Source organism: Niveibacterium terrae (assembly GCF_048213115.1).
GTDB lineage: Bacteria > Pseudomonadota > Gammaproteobacteria > Burkholderiales > Rhodocyclaceae > Niveibacterium > Niveibacterium terrae.
On the sequence record NZ_CP172404.1, the window covers coordinates 480,576 to 504,033 of the forward strand.

The 23,458-nt window shown below is 64.1% G+C and carries 24 protein-coding genes and 2 tRNA genes; 9 read left to right on the forward strand and 17 right to left on the reverse strand.

Annotated elements, in window-relative coordinates; all coding sequences use genetic code 11:
• Positions 1–47: 47 nt before the first annotated feature.
• The 6 genes from ACHFB9_RS02255 to ACHFB9_RS02280 all read left to right on the forward strand — a co-directional run bounded on the left by ACHFB9_RS02255 (position 48) and on the right by ACHFB9_RS02280 (position 6,738).
• Positions 48–1,049, forward strand: coding sequence for an SPFH domain-containing protein (locus ACHFB9_RS02255; protein ID WP_417069360.1), 1,002 nt, complete (start codon positions 48–50; stop codon positions 1,047–1,049).
• A 6-nt stretch (positions 1,050–1,055) separates the two neighbouring features.
• A complete protein-coding gene (locus ACHFB9_RS02260) occupies positions 1,056–2,975 on the forward strand; it encodes a DUF4178 domain-containing protein (protein WP_417069361.1) in 1,920 nt (639 codons plus the stop codon).
• Positions 2,975–3,127 carry a hypothetical protein gene (locus ACHFB9_RS02265; RefSeq protein ID WP_417069362.1) on the forward strand — a complete coding sequence of 51 codons (153 nt, stop codon included), beginning with the start codon at positions 2,975–2,977 and terminating at the stop codon, positions 3,125–3,127. Before ACHFB9_RS02260 ends, ACHFB9_RS02265 begins: the two co-directional genes overlap by 1 nt.
• A gap of 16 nt (positions 3,128–3,143) precedes the next feature.
• A complete protein-coding gene (locus tag ACHFB9_RS02270; protein ID WP_417069363.1) occupies positions 3,144–3,356 on the forward strand; it encodes a DUF350 domain-containing protein in 213 nt (70 codons plus the stop codon).
• Between the two features lie 10 nt (positions 3,357–3,366).
• The gene (locus ACHFB9_RS02275) at positions 3,367–4,887 is read left to right on the forward strand and encodes a polyamine aminopropyltransferase (protein ID WP_417069364.1); all 1,521 of its coding nucleotides are present in this window, start codon (positions 3,367–3,369) and stop codon (positions 4,885–4,887) included.
• Between the two features lie 132 nt (positions 4,888–5,019).
• Entirely contained in the window at positions 5,020–6,738 is a 1,719-nt protein-coding gene (locus ACHFB9_RS02280; protein ID WP_417069365.1) for an alpha-amylase family glycosyl hydrolase, read from the forward strand.
• Between the two features lie 76 nt (positions 6,739–6,814).
• Here ACHFB9_RS02280 and ACHFB9_RS02285 read toward each other — a convergent pair whose 3' ends face one another.
• The 17 genes from ACHFB9_RS02285 to ruvB all read right to left on the reverse strand — a co-directional run bounded on the left by ACHFB9_RS02285 (position 6,815) and on the right by ruvB (position 21,400).
• A complete protein-coding gene (locus ACHFB9_RS02285; RefSeq protein WP_417069366.1) occupies positions 6,815–7,384 on the reverse strand; it encodes a 4'-phosphopantetheinyl transferase family protein in 570 nt (189 codons plus the stop codon).
• On the reverse strand, positions 7,381–11,373 hold the full coding sequence (locus ACHFB9_RS02290; RefSeq protein WP_417069367.1) for a Pls/PosA family non-ribosomal peptide synthetase: 3,993 nt from the start codon (positions 11,371–11,373) through the stop codon (positions 7,381–7,383). Before ACHFB9_RS02290 ends, ACHFB9_RS02285 begins: the two co-directional genes overlap by 4 nt.
• 134 nt (positions 11,374–11,507) lie before the next feature.
• On the reverse strand, positions 11,508–12,053 hold the full coding sequence (gene ruvC, locus ACHFB9_RS02295; RefSeq protein WP_417069368.1) for a crossover junction endodeoxyribonuclease RuvC: 546 nt from the start codon (positions 12,051–12,053) through the stop codon (positions 11,508–11,510).
• Positions 12,054–12,089: 36 nt separating this feature from the next.
• Positions 12,090–12,818: a YebC/PmpR family DNA-binding transcriptional regulator gene (locus ACHFB9_RS02300; RefSeq protein WP_417069369.1), complete on the reverse strand. Its 729-nt coding sequence runs from the start codon at positions 12,816–12,818 to the stop codon at positions 12,090–12,092.
• Positions 12,819–12,997: 179 nt separating this feature from the next.
• Positions 12,998–13,222: a hypothetical protein gene (locus ACHFB9_RS02305; protein ID WP_417069370.1), complete on the reverse strand. Its 225-nt coding sequence runs from the start codon at positions 13,220–13,222 to the stop codon at positions 12,998–13,000.
• 243 nt (positions 13,223–13,465) lie between these two features.
• Positions 13,466–13,541, reverse strand: a tRNA-Lys gene (locus ACHFB9_RS02310).
• A 35-nt stretch (positions 13,542–13,576) separates the two neighbouring features.
• A tRNA-Lys gene (locus tag ACHFB9_RS02315) sits at positions 13,577–13,652 on the reverse strand.
• A gap of 66 nt (positions 13,653–13,718) precedes the next feature.
• Positions 13,719–14,402 carry a 7-cyano-7-deazaguanine synthase QueC gene (gene queC, locus ACHFB9_RS02320; protein WP_417069371.1) on the reverse strand — a complete coding sequence of 228 codons (684 nt, stop codon included), beginning with the start codon at positions 14,400–14,402 and terminating at the stop codon, positions 13,719–13,721.
• A gap of 32 nt (positions 14,403–14,434) precedes the next feature.
• On the reverse strand, positions 14,435–15,097 hold the full coding sequence (gene queE, locus ACHFB9_RS02325; RefSeq protein ID WP_417069372.1) for a 7-carboxy-7-deazaguanine synthase QueE: 663 nt from the start codon (positions 15,095–15,097) through the stop codon (positions 14,435–14,437).
• On the reverse strand, positions 15,097–15,789 hold the full coding sequence (gene ybgF, locus ACHFB9_RS02330) for a tol-pal system protein YbgF (RefSeq protein WP_417069373.1): 693 nt from the start codon (positions 15,787–15,789) through the stop codon (positions 15,097–15,099). Before ybgF ends, queE begins: the two co-directional genes overlap by 1 nt.
• A gap of 35 nt (positions 15,790–15,824) precedes the next feature.
• The gene (gene pal / locus ACHFB9_RS02335; protein WP_417071318.1) at positions 15,825–16,346 is read right to left on the reverse strand and encodes a peptidoglycan-associated lipoprotein Pal; all 522 of its coding nucleotides are present in this window, start codon (positions 16,344–16,346) and stop codon (positions 15,825–15,827) included.
• A gap of 40 nt (positions 16,347–16,386) precedes the next feature.
• Entirely contained in the window at positions 16,387–17,613 is a 1,227-nt protein-coding gene (gene tolB / locus ACHFB9_RS02340; protein WP_417069374.1) for a Tol-Pal system beta propeller repeat protein TolB, read from the reverse strand.
• Positions 17,614–17,794: 181 nt separating this feature from the next.
• Entirely contained in the window at positions 17,795–18,721 is a 927-nt protein-coding gene (locus ACHFB9_RS02345; protein ID WP_417069375.1) for an energy transducer TonB, read from the reverse strand.
• A gap of 12 nt (positions 18,722–18,733) precedes the next feature.
• Entirely contained in the window at positions 18,734–19,147 is a 414-nt protein-coding gene (locus ACHFB9_RS02350) for an ExbD/TolR family protein (RefSeq protein WP_417069376.1), read from the reverse strand.
• Between the two features lie 9 nt (positions 19,148–19,156).
• Positions 19,157–19,834, reverse strand: coding sequence for a protein TolQ (gene tolQ, locus ACHFB9_RS02355; RefSeq protein WP_417069377.1), 678 nt, complete (start codon positions 19,832–19,834; stop codon positions 19,157–19,159).
• Positions 19,831–20,250, reverse strand: coding sequence for a tol-pal system-associated acyl-CoA thioesterase (ybgC, locus tag ACHFB9_RS02360; RefSeq protein ID WP_417069378.1), 420 nt, complete (start codon positions 20,248–20,250; stop codon positions 19,831–19,833). The genes tolQ and ybgC overlap by 4 nt, the downstream gene beginning before the upstream one ends.
• A gap of 88 nt (positions 20,251–20,338) precedes the next feature.
• Positions 20,339–21,400 (reverse strand): Holliday junction branch migration DNA helicase RuvB, encoded by a 1,062-nt coding sequence (gene ruvB / locus ACHFB9_RS02365; RefSeq protein WP_417069379.1) that lies wholly within the window; start codon positions 21,398–21,400, stop codon positions 20,339–20,341.
• A gap of 191 nt (positions 21,401–21,591) precedes the next feature.
• Here ruvB and ACHFB9_RS02370 point away from each other — a divergent pair, with 191 nt between their 5' ends.
• Genes ACHFB9_RS02370 through ACHFB9_RS02380 form a run of 3 tightly spaced genes read left to right on the forward strand, consistent with a single transcriptional unit; the run spans position 21,592 to position 23,457 of the window.
• Positions 21,592–22,734 (forward strand): methyl-accepting chemotaxis protein, encoded by a 1,143-nt coding sequence (locus tag ACHFB9_RS02370; protein ID WP_417069380.1) that lies wholly within the window; start codon positions 21,592–21,594, stop codon positions 22,732–22,734.
• A gap of 18 nt (positions 22,735–22,752) precedes the next feature.
• Positions 22,753–23,121: a response regulator gene (locus ACHFB9_RS02375; RefSeq protein ID WP_417069381.1), complete on the forward strand. Its 369-nt coding sequence runs from the start codon at positions 22,753–22,755 to the stop codon at positions 23,119–23,121.
• Positions 23,122–23,148: 27 nt separating this feature from the next.
• Complete coding sequence (locus ACHFB9_RS02380; RefSeq protein WP_417069382.1) at positions 23,149–23,457, forward strand: STAS domain-containing protein; 309 nt, start codon at positions 23,149–23,151, stop codon at positions 23,455–23,457.
• Position 23,458: the final 1 nt, after the last annotated feature.

Genomic DNA, 23,458 nt, shown 5'->3' on the forward strand with positions numbered 1-23,458 from the left:
GGCCCGGGCTCGGGTAGCATTACCCCTTCTGCATCAGGAGGGTCGCCATGTCGCTGGTCGATTTCATCAAGAAACAGTTCATCGACGTCATCCACTGGACCGAGGACGATGAGAGCGTGCTGGCTTGGCGCTATCCGATGCGGGACATGGAAATCCAGTACGGAGCTCAGCTGACGGTCCGCGAATCCCAGCTCGCGCTCTTCGTCAATGAAGGTCAGGTGGCCGACGTGTTCCCTGCCGGCCTGCACACGCTGACGACGCGAACCCTGCCCCTGCTGACCAACCTGAAGAACTGGGACAAGCTCTTCGAGTCGCCGTTCAAGAGCGATGTCTATTTCTTCAGCACGCGACTCAAGCTCGACCGAAAATGGGGAACGCCCCAGCCGATCACGATCCGCGACAAGGATTTCGGCATGGTCAGGCTGCGCGCTTTCGGCCTCTATTCCTACCGCATCCTCGACGCGAAGCTCTTCCACTCCCAGGTCAGCGGCACCCGCGAGCGCTATACGGTCGAAGACCTTGACGGCCAGCTGCGCGGAACCGTGATCTCGGCGATGACCGATCTGTTCGGCGAGTCGGGAATCCCCTTCCTCGACATGGCGGCCAACCAGGCCGAATTCGGCGCTCAGCTGAAGGCTCACCTCGCACCCCAGTTCGAACGATTGGGCCTCGCGCTGGACAGCTTCGTCGTCGAGAACGTGTCGCTGCCCGAAGAGCTGCAGAAAGTGCTCGATCAGCGGATCGGCATCAACATGGTCGGCGATCTGGGCAAGTTCACGCAGTACCAGGTCGCCAACAGTATCCCGATCGCGGCTGGCAACGAAGGCGGACTCGCCGGGGCCGGCGCCGCGCTCGGTGCCGGGCTGACGATGGGGCAGGCGATGGTCGGCGCTCTCGCTCAGGCCACTCCAGCCGCCGCCGCTGCCGTGCCCAGCGCCGATGAAGTCGTCGCGCTGCTTGAAAAGCTGCACGGCCTGATGGAGAAGGGCATCCTGTCCGAAGAGGAATTCGCAGCCAAGAAGGCGGAGCTGCTCGGCAAGCTCGGCTGATCCGCGATGCCTGTCCAGGTCTCCTGTTCCAGCTGCGGCGCTCCGGTCCGCTTCCAGTCGGCCGGCTCGGCCGTGGCCGTCTGTCCCTTCTGCCGCAGCACGCTGGCGCGCGACGGCGAAGCGCTGAAGAATCTCGGCAAGATGGCTGAGCTTCTGGCCGACGACTCCCCGCTGCAGATCGGCTCGACCGGCAGCTGGCGGGGCGTCGGCTTCGCGGTGCTCGGCCGATTGCAGATGCGCTACGGAGCAGGTGCCTGGAACGAATGGCACATCGTCTTTGACGATCAGCGCCACGGTTGGCTCTCCGACGCTCAGGGTTTGTGGACGCTGACGCTGCCGCTGCGCCTCGCGTCCGAAGTCCCTGGCTTCGCTGCGATCAAACCCGGCCAGAAGATGGCGCTCGCCGGCAAGGTCTTCGAGGTTACGAACAAGGAAGAAGCGGTCTGCCTGTCCGGAGAAGGCGAGTTGCCTTTCATCGCCGGCGCGGGATATGTCGCGAACGTCGTCGACTTGAGATCAGCGGATGCGTTTGCGACGCTGGACTATTCGGAATCTCCTCCGCAGTGCTTCGTCGGCGAAGCGGTCGAAGCCGGGACGCTGAAGCTCGGGAATCTGCGCGATCGGGCCCGCGAAGCCTTGGTCGAAAAACCGAAGCACAAGGCTTTGGCCCTTGCCTGCCCCAGCTGCGGCAGTCCCTGGCATCTGCATGATCAGGCCATCCTCTCGGTCGCCTGTCCAGCCTGCGGCGCGCTGTCCGACGTCGACGGCGAGCTCGCGAAGGTGCGCAAGGCGGCCAAGGCGGGCTCGACCATTCTTCCTGCCCTGCCTCTGGGCAGCCGGGGCAAGCTCGCGGGGCAGGAATGGGAGGCGATCGGTTTTCAGCGCAAGAGCACGGTCGGCGAGATCGGAGCTGACTGGGACGAGTACCTGCTCTACGATGGCCATGGTGGTTTTGCCTGGCTTGCCGCCGAGCGCGGCCACTGGAACTTCATCCGCCAGCTCAACAGCCAGCCCGCGATGTCCAGATTCGGCGGGCAGGACGTGCGTTTGAACGGCAAGGAGTTCCGCCACTTCGCGAGCTACCGGGGCGAGACGCGCTTCGTGCTCGGCGAGTTCACGTGGAAGGTTTCGGTGGGCGAGCAGGTCGAAGTGACCGACTACATCGCGCCGCCGCAGATCCTCTCGCACGAGAAATCGGCGAGCGAGATCACCTGGTCGCAGGGTGAATACCTCTCACCCGAAGAGATCACGAAGGCCTTCGGTCTCAAACGCGCTTTGCCGCCGCCGGGCGGAATCAACGCCTGCCAGCCCAACCCCTATGGGCAGCGGAGCGTTCCTTTGCTGCTGGCGCTGCTCGCGAGCGCTTTGTTCGCGCTGATCGTGCATTTCGCGCTGGGCGGAGGCGCGTCGGGGCGCACTGTTTTCTCGACCCGCTTCGAACTCGTGCCTGGCGTCGAGAGCTCTTCGAGCAGCGAAGCTTTCCGGATCGACCGCGACATCGCGAGGCTGGAGTTGCATCACCGCGCTCCGGTATCGAACAGCTGGGTCAATGTGCAGACCGAGTTGGTCAACCGCAAAACCGGGCAGATCTATTCGGCCAGCAAGGAGCTGTCCTACTATTCGGGCGTCGACGACGGCGAGAGCTGGTCAGAAGGCAAACAGGAGGGCGAGACGGTCTTCTATGGTGTGCCGGCCGGCGAGTACAGCCTCGTCGTCCACGGCGAAGCCGCTCCGGATGCCGCTCCCGGACTCACCGACACCCTCTCCTTGCAGAGCGCTCCGGCGCCTTTCACGAACCTGCTGATCTGCTGGATCTTCCTCGCCCTCTGGCCGATCTTCAACTGGCAGCGCGCCTCCTCATTCGAGACTTCGCGCTGGGCCTGGAGCGACCATCCGCGCAGCGGAGCCGAGAAAGAGGAAGACTGATGCGCAACTATCTGATCGCAGCCTTGATCGCCCTCGCCGCTCTGGGCTGGGCTGACCGCCGGGGCTGGGGGCTGTTCGACGAGCGCGGCGGAGTCGGCCCGCGCGGTGCCGGTAGCAGCTGGGGCGGTTCCGGCCGCGTCTATCACAAGTGATCATGGGAGAAATCTGATGGAATGGTTCAGCATCAAACCGCTCGTCGCGTCGGTCGTCTATTCGATCCTGGGCGTCGCGATCTTCTGGTTGTCCTTCATCGTTGTGGACAAGATCACGCCTTACGATCTGTGGCGCGAGATCGTCCGTGACCGCAACCTGCCTTTGGCGATCATCGTTGCGGCAATGTGCCTTGGCATCGCGATCATCGTCGCGGCGGCGATTCACTGAAAGGCGCTGCATGACGGAAACAGGGCGTGGTCAGCGCCACGCGCTGCTGGCATCGGTCTTCATCATCGCGTCGTGCGGGCTCGCCTATGAGCTCGTGACCGGGGCGCAGTCGAGCTATCTGCTCGGCGACTCGGTGACCCAGTTTTCGACGGTGATCGGCACCTATCTGTTCGCGATGGGCATCGGCTCGTGGCTGTCGCGCTACATCGAGCGGGCCCTGGTGCTGCGCTTCGTCCAGCTCGAACTGCTTGTCGGCATCGTCGGCGGCTTTTCTGCGGCGGCGCTGTTCGCGGTCTTCGCTTTCGATGCCGGGCCTTTCCGGCTTTTGCTCTATGCGGTCGTGCTCGCGGTCGGGGTACTGGTTGGACTGGAGATCCCGCTGGTGATGCGGATACTCAAGCGCGACCTGAGCCTGCGCGATCTGGTCTCGCAGGTCCTGACCGTCGATTATCTCGGCGCCCTGGCTGTCTCGCTGGCCTTCCCGCTGCTGCTCGCCCCCCATCTTGGCCTCGTGCGCACCGGTCTGATGTTCGGTTTGATGAACGCGGCGGTCGCGCTGTGGGCCGTGCGGGTCTTCCGCGCCCAGCTGCCACGCTCGCCGGCTCTGCTGCTGCAGGCGCTGGCGGCGATGCTGCTGATCGCGGCGGGCTTCGTTGGCGCGGGGCGTTTCACAGCTTGGGCCGAACAGCAGATGTACAGCGACGAGATCCTCTATACCCGGACGACGCCCTACCAGAGGATCGTGGTCACCCGCTGGCGCGACGACCTTCGCCTGTTTCTGAACAACAATCTGCAATTCTCGTCCCGTGACGAGTATCGCTACCACGAGGCGCTGGTCCACCCCGGGCTCGCCTCGCTGCCGGCCGCGCGCCGGGTGCTCGTGCTGGGCGGCGGAGACGGGCTCGCGGTGCGGGAGATCCTCAAGTATCCGCAAGTTCGCGAAGTGACCCTGGTCGATCTGGATCCGGAGATGACGACGCTGTTCCGGTCCTCGCCGCCGCTGCGCAAACTCAATGGCGATGCCTTCAATTCACCAAGAGTCAGGGTCATCAACGCCGACGCGGCGCGCTGGCTGGAGACGGCCGAAGGACTCTTCGACTTCGTCGTCGTCGATTTTCCCGATCCGACCAGTTTTGCGGTCGGCAAGCTCTACACGGTGCCGTTTTACCGGCTGTTGCAGCGCCGGCTCGCCCCTCATGGCCGGATCGTCGTGCAGTCCACCAGTCCCTACTACGGGCGCAAGGCCTTCTGGACCGTCGTGGCGACGCTGGAAGCGGCCGGGCTCAAGGTCTCTCCCTACCATGCATTGGTTCCCTCTTTTGGCGAGTGGGGCTTCATCCTCGCTGGTTTTGAGGATTACCGGCCCCCGGCCCGCCTGCCCGTGCCGACCCGCTTCCTCGATGCCGCTGGCCTTCCCGGCCTCTTCGTCTTCCCGCCCGACATGGGGCGGATCGCCGCCGAACCGAACCGGCTCAATGCGCAGAACCTGGTGCGCACCTTCGAAGAAGAGTGGAAGCAGGCGATACGCTGAGGCAAAACCCCAAGTTTCGACAAGACGGAATTGCGCTGTCCGCTTACCGTGTCGACAACCCGCTCGCAGCCGGATCTCCGCGGGGAGATCCGCAGAAGCCGGGCCCATGGAATGGACTTGGAGAAGACATCGATGAGCATCAAACACCGGGCCGGACTGGCTCTCTCCCTGATCGCGAGCGCTCTGCTGATCGCCTGTGGAGGAGGGGGCGGAGACTCGTCCACAACGCCGGTCACGCCGACCGACAGCGCAATATCGATCAGCTCGGTTTCGGGCAGCACGGAGGAGACTCTGCCCTGTAACAAGGGTACCAGCAACAGCGAGTGTGCTCTGCGCACCTACCAGATCATGGTCGAGTCCTTCATCGACGGTGACTCGAGCGCCGACTACAACACCGGCTACGGTTCGAGCCATCACAAGGGCGACCTGCAGGGCATCATCGCTTCGCTCGACTACATCAAGAGCACCGGCGTCAATGCGATCTGGCTGACGCCGATCTTCAAGTCGACTGCCGCTTCGGGGCAGGACCAGTGGGCCGACCGGCTCGACGCGACCGGTTACTACACCAGCGACTACTTCGCGATCGATCCGAAGTTCGGTACGTTGGCCCAGGCCAAGACTCTGGTCGATGAAGCGCACAAGCGCGGTCTCTATGTGTTCTTCGATGGCGTGTTCGGCCACCACAAGACCAATCTGGTCGCGTCGCCGAACGGCCGTCTGCCGGTGCAGACGACAACCTGCTCAGGCATGGGCGGCAGCAATACCCTGTCCGGGCTGATGACCTGCGATGACTATTCGAAGGCGGCCACTCTGGACTTCTACAACGAAGTCGCGGCCTACTGGATCAACACGCTGGGCATAGATGGCTGGCGCCTCGACCAGGCCTATCAGGTTCCGCTCTCGGCGTGGCGATCGCTGCGCACGACGGTCAAGACCGCTTCAGCTGCGAAGACCTACACGAATGCGGCCGGCGCCACCGTCAATCCGCTCGGTTACATGGTTGCCGAGATCTGGAGCGGCGAGAGCGATATCGCGACCTATGGCTACGGCACGACCGCGAGCCCGGCGCTGAACTCGGCTTTCGACTTCCCTGGCCGCTATCGCGTCGTCAAGGTCCTGGCGACCCAGGAAGATACTTCCGCGTCGGACGCGAAAGCTCAGGCCGCCAGTCTGCTCAAGCAGGTATTCTCGACCCATGCTTCCTATCCGGATCACGCGATCCCGAACCTGATGCTCGGCAACCACGACCTGGTCCGCTTCGGCGATCTGATCGAGCGCGCCGGCTACGGCGGCACCGACACGACCCAGTACTGGCAGAGGCACAAGCTCGCGTTCGCGTTCATGGCTGCCTATTCGGGGCCGGTCACGCTCTACTACGGCGACGAGATCGGTCAGGAACTCGCGAACTATTCGGCGAAGGACTCCTCGTCTAGCTGTGCCTTGAGCGGCACCTGTGATGACCACGTCTCGCGTACGAGTGGCATCGTCAAGGGCGTTCCGACGACGGTCGGCGCCGCCGCGAGCACGCTGACGACCCAGCAGCAGGACCTGCACGACACGGTCGCGGCGCTGTGGGCGCTGCGCGATGCGAACCCGGCTCTGGCGATCGGTTCCCGCACCCACGTCTATTCGGATACGACGCTCTATATCGATCGCAAGGACGCCGGCACCAACCATGTGCTGCTCGCGATGAACACCGGCAGCAGCGCGAAGACGGTCAAGATCGCCACCGGTGTCGTGAGCGGCGCGACTTCGCTGACCGACCTGCAGAGCGGTGCGAGCCTCTCCGCGGCGAGCGGCGTCATCGAAGTGACGATCCCCGCGCTGTCGGCGAGGCTGCTGAAGTTCTGAGCGGTTTTGGACTGATCAGGAAAGCCACCTTGGGGTGGCTTTCTTTTTGATTCAAACCTTGGCACGCGCGAGCTGCTCAAGCGACAAGTGCGAGCGAGCCTGCCCATGCCTCGGGCAGGGCCAATTCCTGCACCGCGCAGCGGGAGAGCTTGGTCTCGAGCGCTTCGCTCCACTCGGTGAGGGGCAGGCCCAGGCATTTGAGCTTCGCTTCGTGCGCGGTCCAGACTTGGGCGAAAGCCCTTGCCTGCTCGTGTGCGGGAAGCGCGGCGAGTCGGGCTGTGGCGTCCGGGCCCAGATAATCGCGGGCGAGGGCTTGCTGGTCGGCAAGCCCGATGATCCGCATCAGATCGACTCCGACCGCTCCGTCCAGAGCGATCGCCGCGATCGACAGCCCTTCTGAATGACTGATCGACAGACCTGCCTGGCTGCCGTCCGGCAGGATCAGTGCAGGGGCTTCGCCAGGGATGGAACGGATCGTTAGTGCGGAGGCGGGGAGGCCCAGGGTCTGTGCGAGCGCATCGACAATGGTCGCCCGGATCTGGCTGCGGGCGCTCTCGCGCAGCGGCGAATCCGCAGTCTCGACCGCGAGCAGGTGCAGGCGCGCTCCGGCCTCGAGAGTCGCCGGAGCGCGCCGTACCGGAATCATTGCCGGCGGTCGGGCGCGGCCGGGCAGCCGCGCCAGGCGCTCATCTCCGGGATGTTCTCGCCCTTCATGACCAGCGTGAACGGACCCAGGTGGGCGCCGTCGGCGACCGAGGCGCTGTACAGCACGGTGCTGCGCGGTGCGATATAGACGCGCTCGCCGATCACGACTTCGTCGACCTTCATGACCCTGTCTTCGAACAGGTGAGTCTGCGGGCAGCTGAGCGCGTTCAGTTCGCTGTGATCGCCGATCGCGACGCAGTCGAATTCTGTGATGTCGGTTGTGTCCAGATAGACGCCTTTGCCCATCCGGCAGCCGAGCAGCCGGAATGCGACGGGCAACCACGGAGTGCCGCGCAGATAGCGCAGGAAGTTCGGTACCGCGATGCCTTCGTACATGTTGGTGGCCGCTTCCGACAGCCAGACGAAGGGCGTCCACATCGGCACCGAGCGTTTGCGGTAGCGACCCAGCAGGATCCATTTGAACAGCGCAACGAAGACGAAGGAGGCCAGGCCAAAGAGCAGGCCGGTCACCGCCAGGTCGCTGGCGACGCTGACCCAGCGTCCGGCACCCGCGTCGGGCATCACGTCGAGCACGATCGCATAGCAGGCGGCGATCACCAGCGCGTGGGGGGCGACGATGCGGAAGGCTTCGACGAGGCCCCGGCCGAGGCGGCGCAATGCCGACGGGCGGAAAGTCAGCTCTTCGGGGAATCCGCTGACGGTTTCGCGCGCGGGCAGGTTGATCGGCGGCGTGCCCAGCCAGGTGTCCCCATCCTTCATCGCGGCGTTGGCGGGCGCGCGCGACAGCACGCCGATCAGAACGTTCTCGGGCAGCGTCGTGCCGTCCGGGATGTAGGCGCCGTTGCCGACGAAGCTGCGCCGCGAGACGTGGGTCGGCTTCATCGTCATCCAGCCCCCGTCTATCTCCTCGTCGCCGAGCAGCACCGCATCGGCGATGAAAGTCTCATCCCCCAGGGTCAGCATGTCCGGAACGACTCCAAGCGCGGTCGAGATCTCGGCGCTGCGCCCGACCTTCGCGCCGAGCAGTCGGTACCAGAAGGGCGCATAGACCGTCGCATAGACGCCGTGCAGGATCTGCAGGCTCGATTCCTGGATCTGATTGACCAACCATTTGCTCAGGTAGAGCCAGCCATGCACCGGCGTGCAGCCCGGCCTCATCTTGGGCAGAACGCTCCAGCGGATTCCGGCCGACAGCAATGCAGTGCAGACGATCAGCACGGCGCTGGCGGGAAGCGAGAGCAGGAAGTACTTGGCGAGCTGCAGCCAGGTGCTTTCGCCCTGCAGCCAGGGCAGGCGGTTCGCTTCGTCCAGCCAGTCGATCAGCATGAAGGTCGGGAAGACCGGCAGGAAGAACAGGATCGCGATCGCGAGGGCGCCGGCGATGAAGAACAGCGCCTCGCCGCCGAGACGGAAAAGCCCGACGGCGGGCCGCGGGCGCAGCGATTCGGGCGCGAAAGCGCCGACGTCGCGCGCCGGCGAGCCCGTCCATATCCGTTTCTCGGGGACGCTCTCGCCGTCGGCGAGCGCCGATTGGGCTTCGAGGTGAGCCCAAGGCGCGAGCGAGGTGTTGCCTTCGAGCACCGCATAAGAGCCGACGTAGGCGTTGCGGCCGACCGTGATCTGGCCTAGTACCAGCTCGCCGCGCTCGACCCTCGCGTTTTCGAAGTTCGTCGCGTTGCCGATGCTGACCTCATCGTCGATTGCGAGCAGGTCGGGCGCGCGCAGCGTCATCGAGCCGATCAACACTTCGCGGCCTATCTTTGCGCCCAGAGCGCGCAGCCACAGCGTGTAGAGCGACGAGCCGTTGAACAGATAGGATGGAGCGGCCTCGATGAAGCGGTCGACGAGCCACCAGCGGTAGTAGGTCAATCCCCACAGCGGGTAGCGGCCCGGCTTGAGGCGTCCGATCAGCAGCCATTTGAGCGCGACCGCAGCGACCAGCTCGGCCAGCGTTGCGAGCAGGAACACGCCGACCGAGGCGGTGACGGCGAGCGGGATCGAATCACCCGGGTCGCCGGTGAAGAAATGGTAGGTGAAGAAGGGCGCGAGCCACTGCGCCATCTTGAATGCGATCAGCCCCGGGATCGCGGCCGCCTGGGCGAGGCCGCAGGTCCAGCGCTTCCACGCGGCGGGCGGAGTCCACTGCGGGGCGGGAGCGGCTACGGGGGCCGAACGCTCGGCGATCGCCTCGGCGATCCGGCCGATGACGCGGTTCTGGTAGATGTCGCGGACCGTGACCAGAGCGAAGCGCGGGTCAGCGCGCAAGGCGGAAGCGAGGCGGGCGGCGAACAGCGAGTGACCGCCGAGATCGGAGAAGAAGTCCGCGTCGCGGAGGATGCTCTGGCCGGGGAAGAGCCGGGTCAGCACCGCGAACAGCGCCTCCTCGGCCGGTGTCTGCGGCGAATCCGAGCCCTGTGCGCTGACCGTGGCGGCTAGAGGCATCGCCTTCAGCGCCTTGCGATCGATCTTTCCTGAGGCGAGGCGGGGCATCTCGTCAAGCTGCTCGAAGCGTCCCGGCACCATGTAGGGCGGCAGGCGCTCTGCGAGGGCGGCGCGCAGCGCGGTGCAGTCGAGGCGGGCCTCGGCGGCGAGGAAAGCGACGAGCTGGTCTATTCCCTCGTCTTGGCGCAGCACGACGGCGGCGGTGCCGACACCGTTTTGATGGGCGAGCACCGCTTCGATTTCGCCGAGTTCGACGCGGAAGCCGCGGATCTTGACCTGATCGTCGGCGCGCCCCAGGCAGAGCACCTGGCCGTCCGCGGTGATCCGGGCGAGGTCTCCGGTCCGATAGAGGCGCGAGTCGTGTTCGCTGTTCGCCCACGGATTGGCGAGGAACTTTTCGGCCGACAGATCCGGGCGTCCCAGATAGCCGGCCGCGAGGCCGGGACCGGTGATGCACAGCTCGCCGGTCTCGCCGCGTGGCAGCAGTCTGAGTCCTTCCTCGACTTCGGGCGCGATGACCAGGAGGCCGTAGTTCGGCAGGGGCTTGCCGATTGTGACCGCCTCGCCGGCCTTGAGTTCGGCGAGGCTGGCCGAGACGGTCGCCTCGGTCGGTCCATAGGTGTTGAAGATCTTGCGGCCCGCTCTGGCCCAACGCGCGACCAGCGCTTCCGGGCACATCTCGCCGCCGAGGTTGATCAGACGCAGCTCGGGGAGGTCCTCGCTGAACAGCGCGAGCAGGGTCGGGACCGCATGCAGGACCGTGACATGATTGGCGATCAGCGCCAGCGGCAGAGCCTCGGGATCGGTCGCGATCTCCTTCGGTGCGATCCAGAGTGTCGCCCCGACCAGATAGCTGATCCAGATCTCCTCGAAGGACATGTCGAAGGCGACCGAAAAGCCCTGGTACACGGTGTCTTCGCCGCGCACGCCGAGCACTTCGTTCTCGCTGCGCAGGAAGTGGCAAATGCTGCGCTGGGTGATCTCAATGCCCTTGGGCTTGCCGGTCGAGCCGGACGTGTAGATCACATAGGCGGGAGCGTCGGGGCTGGCGTCCCCGCGCCGGTGCTGCGGACCGTCACTGGGCGCCAGCAGCGCCTCGGCGGTCCAGACGGGGTGACCGATATCGGCGAGGCGGAGGGCGAAGTCGGCGCTGCTGACGAGGGCTGAAGCCTTTGCATCGTCGAGGCAGACCTTGATTCGCTCGACCGGAGTGTCGGCATCGTTCGGAAGCCAGCCGGCTCCGGTCTTCGCGATCGCGAGCTGCATCACCAGCAGATCGATTCCGCGTGCCAGCCACAAGCCGACCAGCTGGCCTGGACCGATTCCGGCGGAGATCAGGCGCGAGGCCGCGCGATCCGCCTCGGCGTCGAGCTGGGCGTAGCTGAGCTCACGCTCGCCGCAGATCAGCGCGATCCGATCCGGCGCACGGGCGGCGCTGGCTTCAAACAGATCGGCAAGGATTTCCTCGCGGAGAAGGTCGGGACGGCGGGGGCCGTGGAGAATATCGTCAGGCAATGGTGCGCTCATCGATTGCTTTTGGGGCTGCCGTGTCGGAATCGCACGGGAGTCGTCATGGTGACACGAAGCCCGGGCAGAGGCTGTGCCTGTTTTGCTTGATATGTGATCCGCATCATCCGGCGGCGAAAACCGCTGGAACCGCGTCAGCGCGAAGGCAGTACGCGGCCGGCGTGGCGGCGTACTTCTCCGCCTTCGGGGGCGGCTCCGAAGCCGTGTCCGGCGTGCGCGTGGCAGATCGCGCAAGCCAGCGCGTCGGCCGCGTCCGCCTGCGGATTGGCATTGAGCTTCAGCAGGCGCACAACCATGTGGCAGACCTGATCCTTGCTCGCGCGGCCCTGACCGACCAAGGCCTTCTTGATCTGCATCGTGCCGTACTCGGCGACGCTGAGCCCGGCGGTCGTCAAGGCCGCGATCGCAGCTCCACGCGCCTGGCCCAGCAGCAGCGTCGACCACGGGTTCTTGTTCAGGAAGACTTCTTCGATCGCCGCTTCGCCGGGCTGGTAGTGGGCGATTACTTCGCGAACGCTGTCGAAGACGACGCCCAAGCGCTGGGGCAGGGACTCGCGCGCATCGGTGCGGATCCGACCGCTGGCGATGTAGGCGAGCCGGGAACCCTGCTTTTCGATGACACCGAAGCCCGTACTCTGAAGGCCTGGGTCGATGCCGAGGATGAGGCGGGGGAGAGTCATCGGATGGAGGGGCCGGAGAGGCTCCGGCCCTGGGGCTTACTCTTCGTCGAATTCGGCCGACGAGTACACTTCCTGCACGTCGTCCAGCGATTCGAGCGCGTCGAGCAGCTTCTGCATCCGCTCGGCATCTTCACCGGTGAGAACGGTTTCGTTGAGCGCCTTCATCGACACTTCGCCAAACTCAGGCTTGAAACCGGCCTTCTCCAGCACTTCCTTGATGGTCGTGAATTCCCACGGGCCGGTGATCACTTCGAGCGAACCGTCGTCGTTGCTGATCACGTCGTCGGCGCCGGCTTCAAGGGCGGCTTCCATCAGCGCATCCTCGTCGGTGCCCGGCGCGAACAGGATCTGGCCGCAGTGCTTGAACTGGAAGGACACGCAGCCGTCCGTGCCCATATTGCCGCCGTACTTCGAGAAAGCGTGGCGAACGTCGGCGACAGTGCGGATCTTGTTGTCGGTCAGACAGTCGACCATGACGGCCGCGCCGCCGATGCCGTAGCCCTCGTAGCGGCATTCTTCATAGACCACGCCTTCGAGCTGGCCGGTGCCGCGCTTGATCGCGTTTTCGATGTTGTCCTTGGGCATGGACTCGGCCTTGGCCTTGTCCACGGCGAGGCGCAGGCGCGGGTTCGCGCTGAGGTCACCGCCGCCCATCTTGGCCGCGACAGTGACTTCCTTGATCAGTTTGGTGAAGACCTTGCCCCGCTTGGCGTCCTGGCGACCCTTGCGGTGCTGGATGTTGGCCCATTTCGAGTGACCCGACATGATCCTGATTCCGGTAAGTGCAAAACGCAAGATTCTACACTGGCGACCGTGCGCATTCGCGGCGGGAACACCGGTGGAGTCAAACTTAGCGCTTATTTGAGAGTGGGCGCAGAGCCCGGACCCGGGCTGCGTCAGTGAAGAGAACTCCGATCCCGCGGTGCGGGTCGGGGCGGTCGGGTTCAGGCGATGATGACGGTGTTGCCCGCCTGTTTCAACGAGCGGATCTGCTGGCTGCAGGCTTCGATGTCCGCAGCGAGGTTGCCGCTCGCGCTCGTGCCGTTGCGGTGCATCCAGCTCTTTACGAGCTCCTGCGGCGCGTCTTCGTGGACGCAGTAGATTGCCGGCGCCCTGATCGTCTTTCCCGCCGCCTTCATGTTCATCGCGATGAATGTGTTGTTAGCCATCTTGTCCCCCGTACTTGCCGGTTCGAAAGAACCGTCCCCGGCAGGAACTATAGGTCTGCCTGGAGAGAATGGCAGGTGGATTTTTCACCCGAACGCGGGGGAGTTGGCAGAGGAAGTGTTGTCGTCGGGAACGAGCGGGCCTTTTTGCACCAAGGGCTTTTCCCGGGAAGCTCGGGCAAGGTGTTTTGCGCAGACACTGAAAAGCAAAAAGCCCAATCCGAAGACTGGGCTTTTTGTTGAATCTGGTGGGGGCAGAGTGGCTCGAACACTCGACCCGCGGATTAAGAGTCCGCTGCTCTACCAACTGAGCTATACCCCCTAAGAGCTAAACATTCTACCACAAAACTACGCGAGTGGTGGGTCGGGCGAGACTCGAACTCGCGACCAACGGATTAAAAGTCCGCTGCTCTACCGACTGAGCTACCGACCCGTCGAGTAGAGGAAAGCACTATAGCTGCCTAGGATAGTGCTGTCAACTTTTCGACGAAAAAAGTGATCAAACAGGAACGTAACGGGTCGGATCGGCAACTCCAGCCGCTTCAAAACCCGCGCGGCGGAGCCGGCAGGCATCGCAGAGTCCGCAGGCGCGTCCTTGATCATCTGCTTTGTAGCACGAAACGGTCAGACCGTAGTTGACGCCAAGGGTGGTTCCCCGCTCGACGATCTGAGCCTTGCTCAAGCTCATCAGCGGTGCGTGAATCTTCATCTCTGCCCCTTCGACTCCGGCCTTGGTCGCGAGCCTGGCCATCTTTTCGAAAGCGGCGATGAATTCGGGGCGGCAATCCGGATAGCCCGAATAGTCGACGGCATTGACACCGATGTAGATGTCGTTGGCGCCGAGCACCTCAGCCCAGCCCAGCGCCAGCGACAGCATCACCGTGTTGCGGGCCGGCACATAGGTGACCGGAATCCCCGGGTGCAGGCCGTCGGTCGGGACCGCGATCGCGGCATCGGTCAGTGCCGAGCCTCCGAACTGCCCCAGATCGACGTGGGCGATCCGGTGCTCGCGCGCACCGAAGGCGGCTGCAACTCTGGCCGCGGCTTCGAGCTCGGCGGCGTGGCGCTGGCCGTAGGCGACCGAGAGCGCATAGGGAATGAAGCCTTCGCTGCGCGCGATCGCGAGACAGGTCGTGGAGTCGAGGCCGCCGGAAAGAAGGACGACGGCACGGCGTTCGGTCATGGGTTTCTCCTTGCGAGGGGCGGGCCGGCGGGTCAGCGGCCGGGCTCGTTGCCCCAGATGATCTTGTGCAGTTGAACCTGCATCCTGACGTTCAGGTGGTCGCGCAGAATCCATTCAGCCAGACTGGCCGGAGCGAGCGAACCCTGGACCGGCGAGAGCAGCACTTCACAGAGCCGATCCAGCCGGAATTTCGCGATCATCTCCTTGGCCCACAGATAGTCGGCCTCGCTGGCGAGCACGATCTTGATCTCGTCGCGCTCGTTCAGGTGTTCGAGGTTTTCCCAGCGGTTGCGCGCGACCTCGCCCGAGCCGGGCGCTTTCAGATCCATGATCCTGGCGACGCGCGGGTCTGTCCCCGAGATGTCCAGAGCGCCCGAAGTCTCGAGTGAGACCTGATAACCGGCATCGCAGAGCGCGGTCAGCAGCGGCAGGCAGGACTTTTGCGCGAGTGGCTCGCCGCCGGTCACGCAGACATAGGGAGTGTCGTGGCGGGCGAGCTCGGAGAGGATTTCCTCGAGGCTATGCCAGGCGCCGCCAGTAAAGGAGTGAGGGGTGTCGCACCAGCTGCAGCGCAGAGGGCAGCCCGTCAGGCGAATGAAAACTGTAGGCAGGCCGATTCGGGACGACTCGCCCTGCAGCGAAAAGAAAACCTCGGTGAGACGGACTCTCACCGAGGTGGTGGTCTCGGCCATCATCACTTCCTGCCGAGACGTTGTTTGGCGCTTTGTGCGGCGGGGCTGGAAGGATACTTGGACAGTATCTTCTCGAGCGAAGCCTTGGCCCCTCTCTTGTCGCCAAGTTCGAGCTGGCTGTTCGACAGACCAAGCAGGGCGTCGGGCGCGCGCGCGTCATCAGGCCAGTTCTCAACGACCTTGTTGAAAAGTTTGGCGGCTTCGGCGACGTTGCGTCCCTGGTACAGCGCGGATGCGGCCCAGAAATGGGCGCTGGGCAGAAAACTGCTCTTTGGGTAGGCCCTGATAAAGGCGACGAACCCGTTGGCGGCTTCCTTGGTTTTCCCTACTTTGAGAAGGTTCAGCGCAGCTTCATAGTCGCGCGTTTCGTTTGCCGGGTCAGCGGCCGCGGGCGCCGGAGCGGCGTCCGCGGTCTGAGCGGACGATTCGATCTTGCGCAGCCGCGTATCCAGGTCGACGTAAAAGTCGCGCTGGCGCTTCTGGGCCTGATCGAGGTCGTTCGTCATCACTTCAAGTTGACCCCGCAGCTTGGCGATCTCCGCCTTCAGGGATTCGATCTGGTTGGCCAGTTCGATCTGCCCGCGAGCCGAGGCTTCGAGCTTTTCGAGTCTGGCTTCGTGATCGATCCTGAGGGCATCGACTCGCTTGCGCGCCTCGTCGTCGTCAAACAGCCCGGCGCGGGCCGGAAGGGCCACGCTGAGCAGAAGCAGTACGGCGAGGGTTTGACGCATCAGTATTCACCCGGGTACAGGATGTCCGCGCGACGGTTTTCGGTCCAGGCTTCTTCGCCGTGACCGGTGGCCTTGGGCTTTTCTTCGCCGAGGCTGACCGCTTCGAGCTGAGCTTCCTTGGCGCCGAGCAGGCCCAGAGCCTTCTTGACAGCTTCGGCACGCTTCTGGCCGAGGGCCAGGTTGTATTCGCGCGAACCGCGTTCGTCGGTGTTGCCCTGGATCAGGATCTTGACGTTGGCGTTGTCGTTCAGGAACTTGGCGTGAGCTTCGACCAGGGTCTGGTAGGTCGACTTGATGTCGTACTTGTCGAAGTCGAAGTAGACGCTGCGGTGCGACAGGATGTTGTTGGCATCCTTGACGGCGGCCAGCGGGTCGACCGCGGCGGGGGCCGGGGTGGCCGGAGCGGTAGCGACCGGAGCGGCCGGCTTGGCTTCCGGTTGAGCCGGAGTCTGGGTGGTTTGGGTTGTGCCGCAGGCCGCAAGGGCCAGAGCGAGCACGGAGGGGGCAAGCAGCTTGCGCATCATGTTTCGAGCTCCTGTTTCGTCAGTAAAGTATGCCACCTTATTTTTGAAGCGGTGCCCAGGCGGGTTCGCGGACATCGCCCGAGAACCCGGAAAGACGCTGCTTGACGCGCCCGTCGACGGAAACCGCCGCGAGCACGCCTCGGCCGCCGACTTCGGTGGCATAAATAATCAGTCGGCCATTGGGTGAAAAGTTGGGGGATTCGTCCTTGTCCGAATCGGTCAGGATCTGCACCTGCTGGGTTGCGAGATCCATCAGCGCGACGCGGAAGCGCCCTTCGCTGCGGGTGATATAGGCCAGCGACTTGCCGTCGGGTGACGGGCGCGGGCTGACGTTATAGCTTCCCTCGAAGCTGACACGTTGCGCTTCTCCGCCGCCTGCCGCAACCCGATAGATCTGCGGCGAGCCGCCGCGATCGGACGTGAAGTAGATCCAGTGACCGTCCGCGGAGTAGCGCGGTTCGGTGTCGATGCCAGCCGAATTGGTTAGGCGTTTGAGGCCCGAGCCGTCGGGACGCAGCTCATAGATCTGCGAATGTCCGTCGCGGGTCAGCACGACGGCGAGCCGGCTGCTGTCCGGGGCCCAGGCAGGAGCCGAATTGGAACCCTTGAAATTGGCCAGAACCTGATGGCGGCGGGTTCCCAATGTGCAGATATAGATGACCGGCTTCTTGCTCTGAAACGACACATAGGCAACGCGGGTGCCGTCCGGCGACCAGGTTGGCGAGATGATCGGGTCGTCCGAGACGAGCGCCGCCTGCGCATTCTGACCGTCGGCGTCGGCAACCTGGAGCTGGTAGCGCCGGCCGTTCTTCTGCACATAGGCGATCCGGGTTGAAAAGATGCCGGGTTCGCCGATCAGCTTTTCGTAGATCCAGTCCGAGATTCCATGTGCGGCCGTGCGGTACTGCTCGGCGCGGAAAGTCAGCTCGACGCCGCCGAGGCTGGCGGCTTTGGCGGTATCGAAAAGCTGGAAGCGGACGCTCAAACGCCCATCGGGCAGGCGCGCAACGGTGCCGGGAACGACGGCGTCGGCGCCGCGGTATTTCCAGTTTCCGAAGTCGATCTTCGCCGTTTCGGCGATCGGTTGAGGTCCGGTCTCGATCAGGCGGAACATGCCGCTGCGGTTCAGGTCGGCGCGGACGACATCGGCAAGCGAGTGCTGGAGAAGGTTTTCGCCCGCAAAGGATGCGATCGCGATCGGAAATTGGCGAGCACCCGCCCCTGTGATTTCGATCTGGAGCTGGGCGTGGGCGGGCAACGACATCGCTGCCGCAAGGGCTGCGATGGTGCAAAAGAATTGGCGTCTCAAAAACATGACTGGATTATAAGCAAACGTTAACTATGCAGGGCTGAGGCCAGGCAAAACAGCGCGCATTGGTCATGGCCTGTGGTTTCCGGACAAATGAGCCGGCCGGTTCGTCGAAACGCTTGGGGGGCTCCTGATTTCATTGGTCGAGTGGCCGGATCTTCAGGTCGAGGTGACGATCAAAGAGTTCGCTCTTGCCGGGCAACGGAAGCGGACTGGATTTGCGGATCGCCCGTTCGATCGCCGAATCGAGAACGGCGCTGCCGCTCGAATGCGTGAGCCGCACGCTCATCACTTCGCCGGTCGGCAACTGGTCGACGCTGAATACCGCCTCGGGGTTGCCCGATATGCCCGGCGGGACGACGATATTGCCGCGCACCTTGATCCGGATCTTGTTGATGTATTCGTCGCGCGCTCGATCCGAGCCGGCCTTGGCCCTAGCTCCGGCGATGCGTCCGGCGTCCTCGCCCATCATCGCCTGCTGGCGGGCGCGCTCGGAGTCGCGGGCGAGCAGCGAATTCATCCGCTTCAGATCCGCAGCGGCCGCCGCCTTCAGGTCGGGCTGATCGCTGGCTTTGGCGTCGCTCTTGCGCTTCGAGTCGGTCTTCTTGTCGGTCTTGGCTTCGGTTCTGGCGGGCTCGTTCTTCGCCTTCGGTTCGGGCTTCGTGTCCGGTTTCTTCTCCGGTTTGGGCTCGGGCTTGGGTTCAGGCTCGGGCTTCTTCTCCGGCTTTTTCTTCTTCGGTTCGGGCAGCGCGATATCCGGCTTGACGGTCGGACGTGGTTCCTCAGCCGCCTCGCGGTGTTCGACGGGGGCGGGTTTTTCAGCCTTCTCGGCTTCGTCCTGCTGGGCCGGCGGAGGCGGGGGCGGAGCGGTGCTCGCCGGCTCAGGCACCGTGTTCGTGTCGGCCTGAACCAGTGCGACTTCGTAGGACTCGGGGGCCTTGCGCTGCCAGCTCACTCCCCAGAAGAGGACCAGGGTCAGCATCAGGTGCACCAGCACGGCAAAACCGCCTGCGATGTATTTGCCTGGCGCCTCGGGGATGCGCGCTGCCGGATTGTTTTCCATCCTGCGCCCGCTTTACTTCTTGCCCGGTTGAACCAGCAGACCGACTTTCTGCACCCGGTTGCGCTGCAGCAGATCCATCAGATTCATGACGGCTTCGTAGCGGACGCTCTTGTCCGCTGCGATCACGACTGGCTGCTCGGGGTTCTCGGCCTGGGCCTGCTGGATGCTCGCGACGAGCTCGTCCTCGCTGACGACGACCTCCTTGCCGCCGCGCGCGCGGTTGTGCATCAGCAGCGAGAGGTCGGCGTTGAGTCTGACCTGGATCGCTTGTGAGGGGGGGCTCGGAGCTTTCGCGACCGAAGGCAGGTTCACGGCTCCGGTCTGCATCATCGGAGTCGCGACCATGAAGATGATCAGCAGCACCAGCATCACGTCGATGTAAGGCACGACGTTGATCTGGTTCATCAGGCGACGCTGTCTGCGCATGACCCGCCCTCAGCGAAGCTGGCGCTGGAGGATGTTCGTGAACTCCTCCATGAAGCTCTCGAAGCGGATCGAGAGCCGGTCAATGTCGTGCGCGAAGCGGTTGTAGGCGACGACGGCCGGAATCGCCGCGAACAGGCCGATCGCGGTCGCGACCAGCGCTTCGGCGATACCCGGGGCGACCTGGGCCAGCGTGGCCGAGCCGACATCGCCGAGGCCGCGGAACGCGTGCATGATGCCCCAGACCGTACCGAACAGGCCGACGTAGGGGCTGACCGAGCCGGCCGAGGCGAGGAAGGAGGTGTGGGCCTCCAGATCGTCGACCTCGCGCTGGTAGGTCGCGCGCATCGCCCGTTGGGCTCCGTTGATGATATCGGAAGCGTCGAGGTTGTTCTGGCCGCGCAGCTTCGCGAACTCGCGGTAGCCCGCTTCGAAGATCCGGCCCAGCTGGCCGACTTCGTCGCGCGAAGCGGCCGCGCTGCGGTACAGCGAGCCGAGGTCGCCGCCGCTCCAGAACTCGCGCTCGAAAGTCTCGGTGCGGTTCTGTGCCGAGTGGATCGCGATCCATTTGCGGAAGATCCAGTACCAGGACGCGAAGGAGACTCCCAGCAGCAGGGACATCACGATTTTGACCACGAAACTGGCGTGGATGATCAGGGTCAATATGGAGAGGTCGTCGTTTCCGCTCATTGGGGGCTTTCCATCAGGCTGCGCAGATCGGCCGGGATCGAGGCCGGTTTGCGGGTATTCCAGTCGACACAGACGATGAGGACTGTCGCTTCAAAGAGGATCTGGCCATCGCGCAGCACGCGCTGGGTGAAGGTCAGTTTCGCGCGGCCGAGTTCGGTTACGCGGGTTTCGATGTCGAGAAGGTCATCGAGCTGTGCGCTGCTCAGGTATTCGGCGGCGACAGAGCGGACGACGAAGACTCGTCCGCGCGTCTCGCGCAGCGACTCTTGCGCATAGCCCAGAGCCCGCAACCATTCGGTGCGGGCACGCTCGCAGTATTTCAGGTAGTTTGCGTAATAAACCACCCCGGCTGCGTCGGTGTCTTCGTAGTAGACCCGCACGGGCAGGTGCGAGGCGGAACCGTCAAGACTATGCATCGGGGCATTCTAGCAGCCGAGAGGCGACTTCTCCGCTCTTCGCGTAAGTTTCATGTAAGAGAGCGTTGCAGCGAAGCCTGTGGATGCGTCATTCCCGCCACAGTTCGGGGGTCGCCTGGCCGGGGGGGAGAAGCCCCAGGTGGCGGTAGATCGCGGCGGTGGCGATCCGGCCGCGCGGCGTGCGCTGCAGATAACCCTGCTGGATCAGGTAGGGCTCCAGCACATCCTCGATCGTGTCGCGTGATTCGCCGATCGCGGCGGCGAGGTTGTCCACGCCGACCGGCCCTCCCGAGAACTTGTCGATGACCGCGTCAAGCAGCTTGCGGTCCATCACGTCCAGGCCGACGGAGTCAACGTCGAGCATCGTCAGTGCCGCGTCGGCGACTTCGCGCGCGATGTGGCCGTCGGCGCGCATCTGCGCGTAATCGCGAACACGCCTGAGCAGCCGGTTCGCGATCCGTGGAGTGCCACGGGCGCGACGGGCGATTTCAAGCGCGCCATCTTCCTCTATTCTGACCTTGAGCAACTGGGCTGAGCGGCTGACGATACTTGTCAGCTCTTCGGCGCTATAAAACTCAAGGCGCGCGACGATTCCGAAGCGGTCGCGCAGAGGGTTGGTCAGCATGCCGGCGCGAGTTGTCGCGCCGATCAGCGTGAAAGGGGGCAGGTCGAGTTTGACCGAACGGGCGGCAGGGCCTTCGCCGATCATGATGTCGATCTGGTAGTCCTCGAGCGCCGGATACAGCACTTCCTCGACGACGGGCGAGAGCCGGTGGATCTCGTCGATGAAGAGCACGTCGTGCGGTTCGAGGTTGGTCAGCAGCGCAGCCAGATCGCCGGCGCGTTCGAGCACGGGACCGGATGTCTGGCGCAGGTTGACGCCCATCTCGGCGGCGATGATATGTGCGAGGGTCGTCTTGCCCAGGCCGGGAGGACCGAAGAGCAGAACGTGATCGAGCGCTTCGCTGCGCTGGCGGGCGGCGCCGATGAAGATGTCGAGCTGGTCGCGGATCTTGGCCTGGCCCACATAGTCGGCCAGGCGTCGGGGGCGCAGCGCGCGCTCCAGCGCTTCTTCCTGGCTCGATGCGCTGCCTGCGAAGACGAGGCGGTCCGGTTCGGGGGTCGGGGCGAGGGGGTCGGTTTCGATCATTGGCGGAAGTTTAGCGTGACTTGATGAAGGGGAGTCCTTGTCCTGAAGAGGGGCGGGTTTGGCTTTCCCGTTGAGCAGATGTAACGAGCCGTAAATTTTTCGTGATACCTTGTGTCAAGTCCTGGTGGCAGGGGCCGATAACCTGACACAGGATCAGCAAAGACGCTTCGCGCTTCAGGGGGATGATGTTCATGAAAGATGAATCGCTGCGGCGGTGGGTGCTGGCCGGAGGGCTGGCTCTGAATCTGGTGGTATGCGGATTTCTGGCGACGAACGGGTGGTTGGGGGCTCTGTGGGCTCTGCTGCTGGGCGGGGGCGTAGCCGCGATCGTGTTTGCCGGCAAGGGCGAGCAGACCGTCCGTCAGGAACCCGGCGAATCGGTTGAGCGCCAGGCTGTTCCCGATTCCCGGCTGCCCTTGCTGGTCGCGGACGTGTTGCCGCTGTGGCGTCAGCATGTCGGCCTCGCCCAGGGCGAGATCAAGGAAGCGATCGATGGTTTGGCCCAGCGCTTCGCCTCCCTCTCCGAACGCCTTTCGAGCGGTGGAGCGAGGGGCGATGAAGACGCGGCGTTGCAGACGATAGAGGCCGCCGAAGCGGGCTTGCGCGGCATCGTCGAGACGCTGAACCAGACCCAGGAGTTTCGTGCGCGCCTGATCGAACAGATCGGGGGCGTGGCCTCCCATGCCGATCAGCTGCAGAGGATGGCCGAAGAGGTTGCGAACATCGCCAAGCAGACCAATCTGCTTGCGCTCAATGCGGCGATCGAGGCGGCGCGGGCCGGTGAGTCCGGTCGGGGCTTTGCGGTGGTTGCCGACGAAGTGCGCAAGCTCTCCAGCCAGTCCGGGGAAACCGGTCAGAGGATTCGCGATACGGTCAGCACGGTCGGAACCGCGATCACCAGCACTCTGGCCCTGTCCGAGGAATTCTCCACACGCGAGCTGCAGATTGTCGCCGCTTCGCGTGAAACGGCCGAGCGGATCATCCATGATTTCCACTCGACCGCCGATACGCTGCAGGCATCGGTGGCCTCGCTGCAGGATGAGCGCCGCGACATCGAAGGGGATATCCACGGAGTGCTGGTCAATCTGCAGTTCGAAGACCGCATTCACCAGATCCTCGACCATGTGCTGGCCGATATGGAAAAGATGGCTTCGACCGCGAAGGATGTGTCGGTTGCCGCGGAATCCGCAGTCATTCCCGACGTGAAAGCCTGGCATGAAGAGCTGGCGCGCAGCTATACAACGCTGGAGCAGCACGAGTTGCACCGAGGCAGCGGCGCCCGTCAGGCCAAGGCGGCAGCGGCGGCGACAGGTTCGGAAATTACTTTCTTTTAGCCGCGGGGGAAGCTCCTGATGAGCAAAACGATACTGATCGTTGATGATTCGTTCAGCCTTCGTCACACGCTGGCGATCGCACTGAAAGGTGCGGGCTACGATGTCGTCGAAGCGTCCGATGGTCTGGACGGCCTCTCCAAGCTCGACGGGCGCAAGTTCAATCTGATCATCTCGGATGTGAACATGCCCAACCTCGATGGCATCGGTTTCGTCAAGAAGGCCAAGGCCTTGCCGAATTACCGTTTCACGCCGGTGATCATGCTGACGACCGAAGGCTCTCAGGACAAGATCGCGGAAGGCAAGGCCGCCGGAGCGCGGGCTTGGGTCGTCAAACCTTTTCAACCTCCCGCGCTGCTCGACGCCGTCGCCAAACTGGTTCTGCCCTGAAAACAGCTGTATTCCGGAGGGAGTGTGATGTCGCCGAATCCGAATTCTTCTGCCCGTCTTGCGCTGGAAGGCGAGATGACGATCTTTCAGGCCGCCGAGCTCAATGAGACCCTGTTGCGCGCGGTGCGCGACAACGAGGGTCTGGAAGTGGATCTCGTCGGAGTCACCGAACTCGATACCGCCGGAGTGCAGCTGATGCTGGTCGCCCAGCGCGAGGCCTGTGCGCTCGGTCACGCGCTGCGCTGGGTTGGGCACAGCCACGCTGTGCGTGAGGTGGTGAGTCGGCTCGGGCTCGAAGGAGAGCTCGGGGAAGCCGTTTCGATCGTCGGAGCCTGAT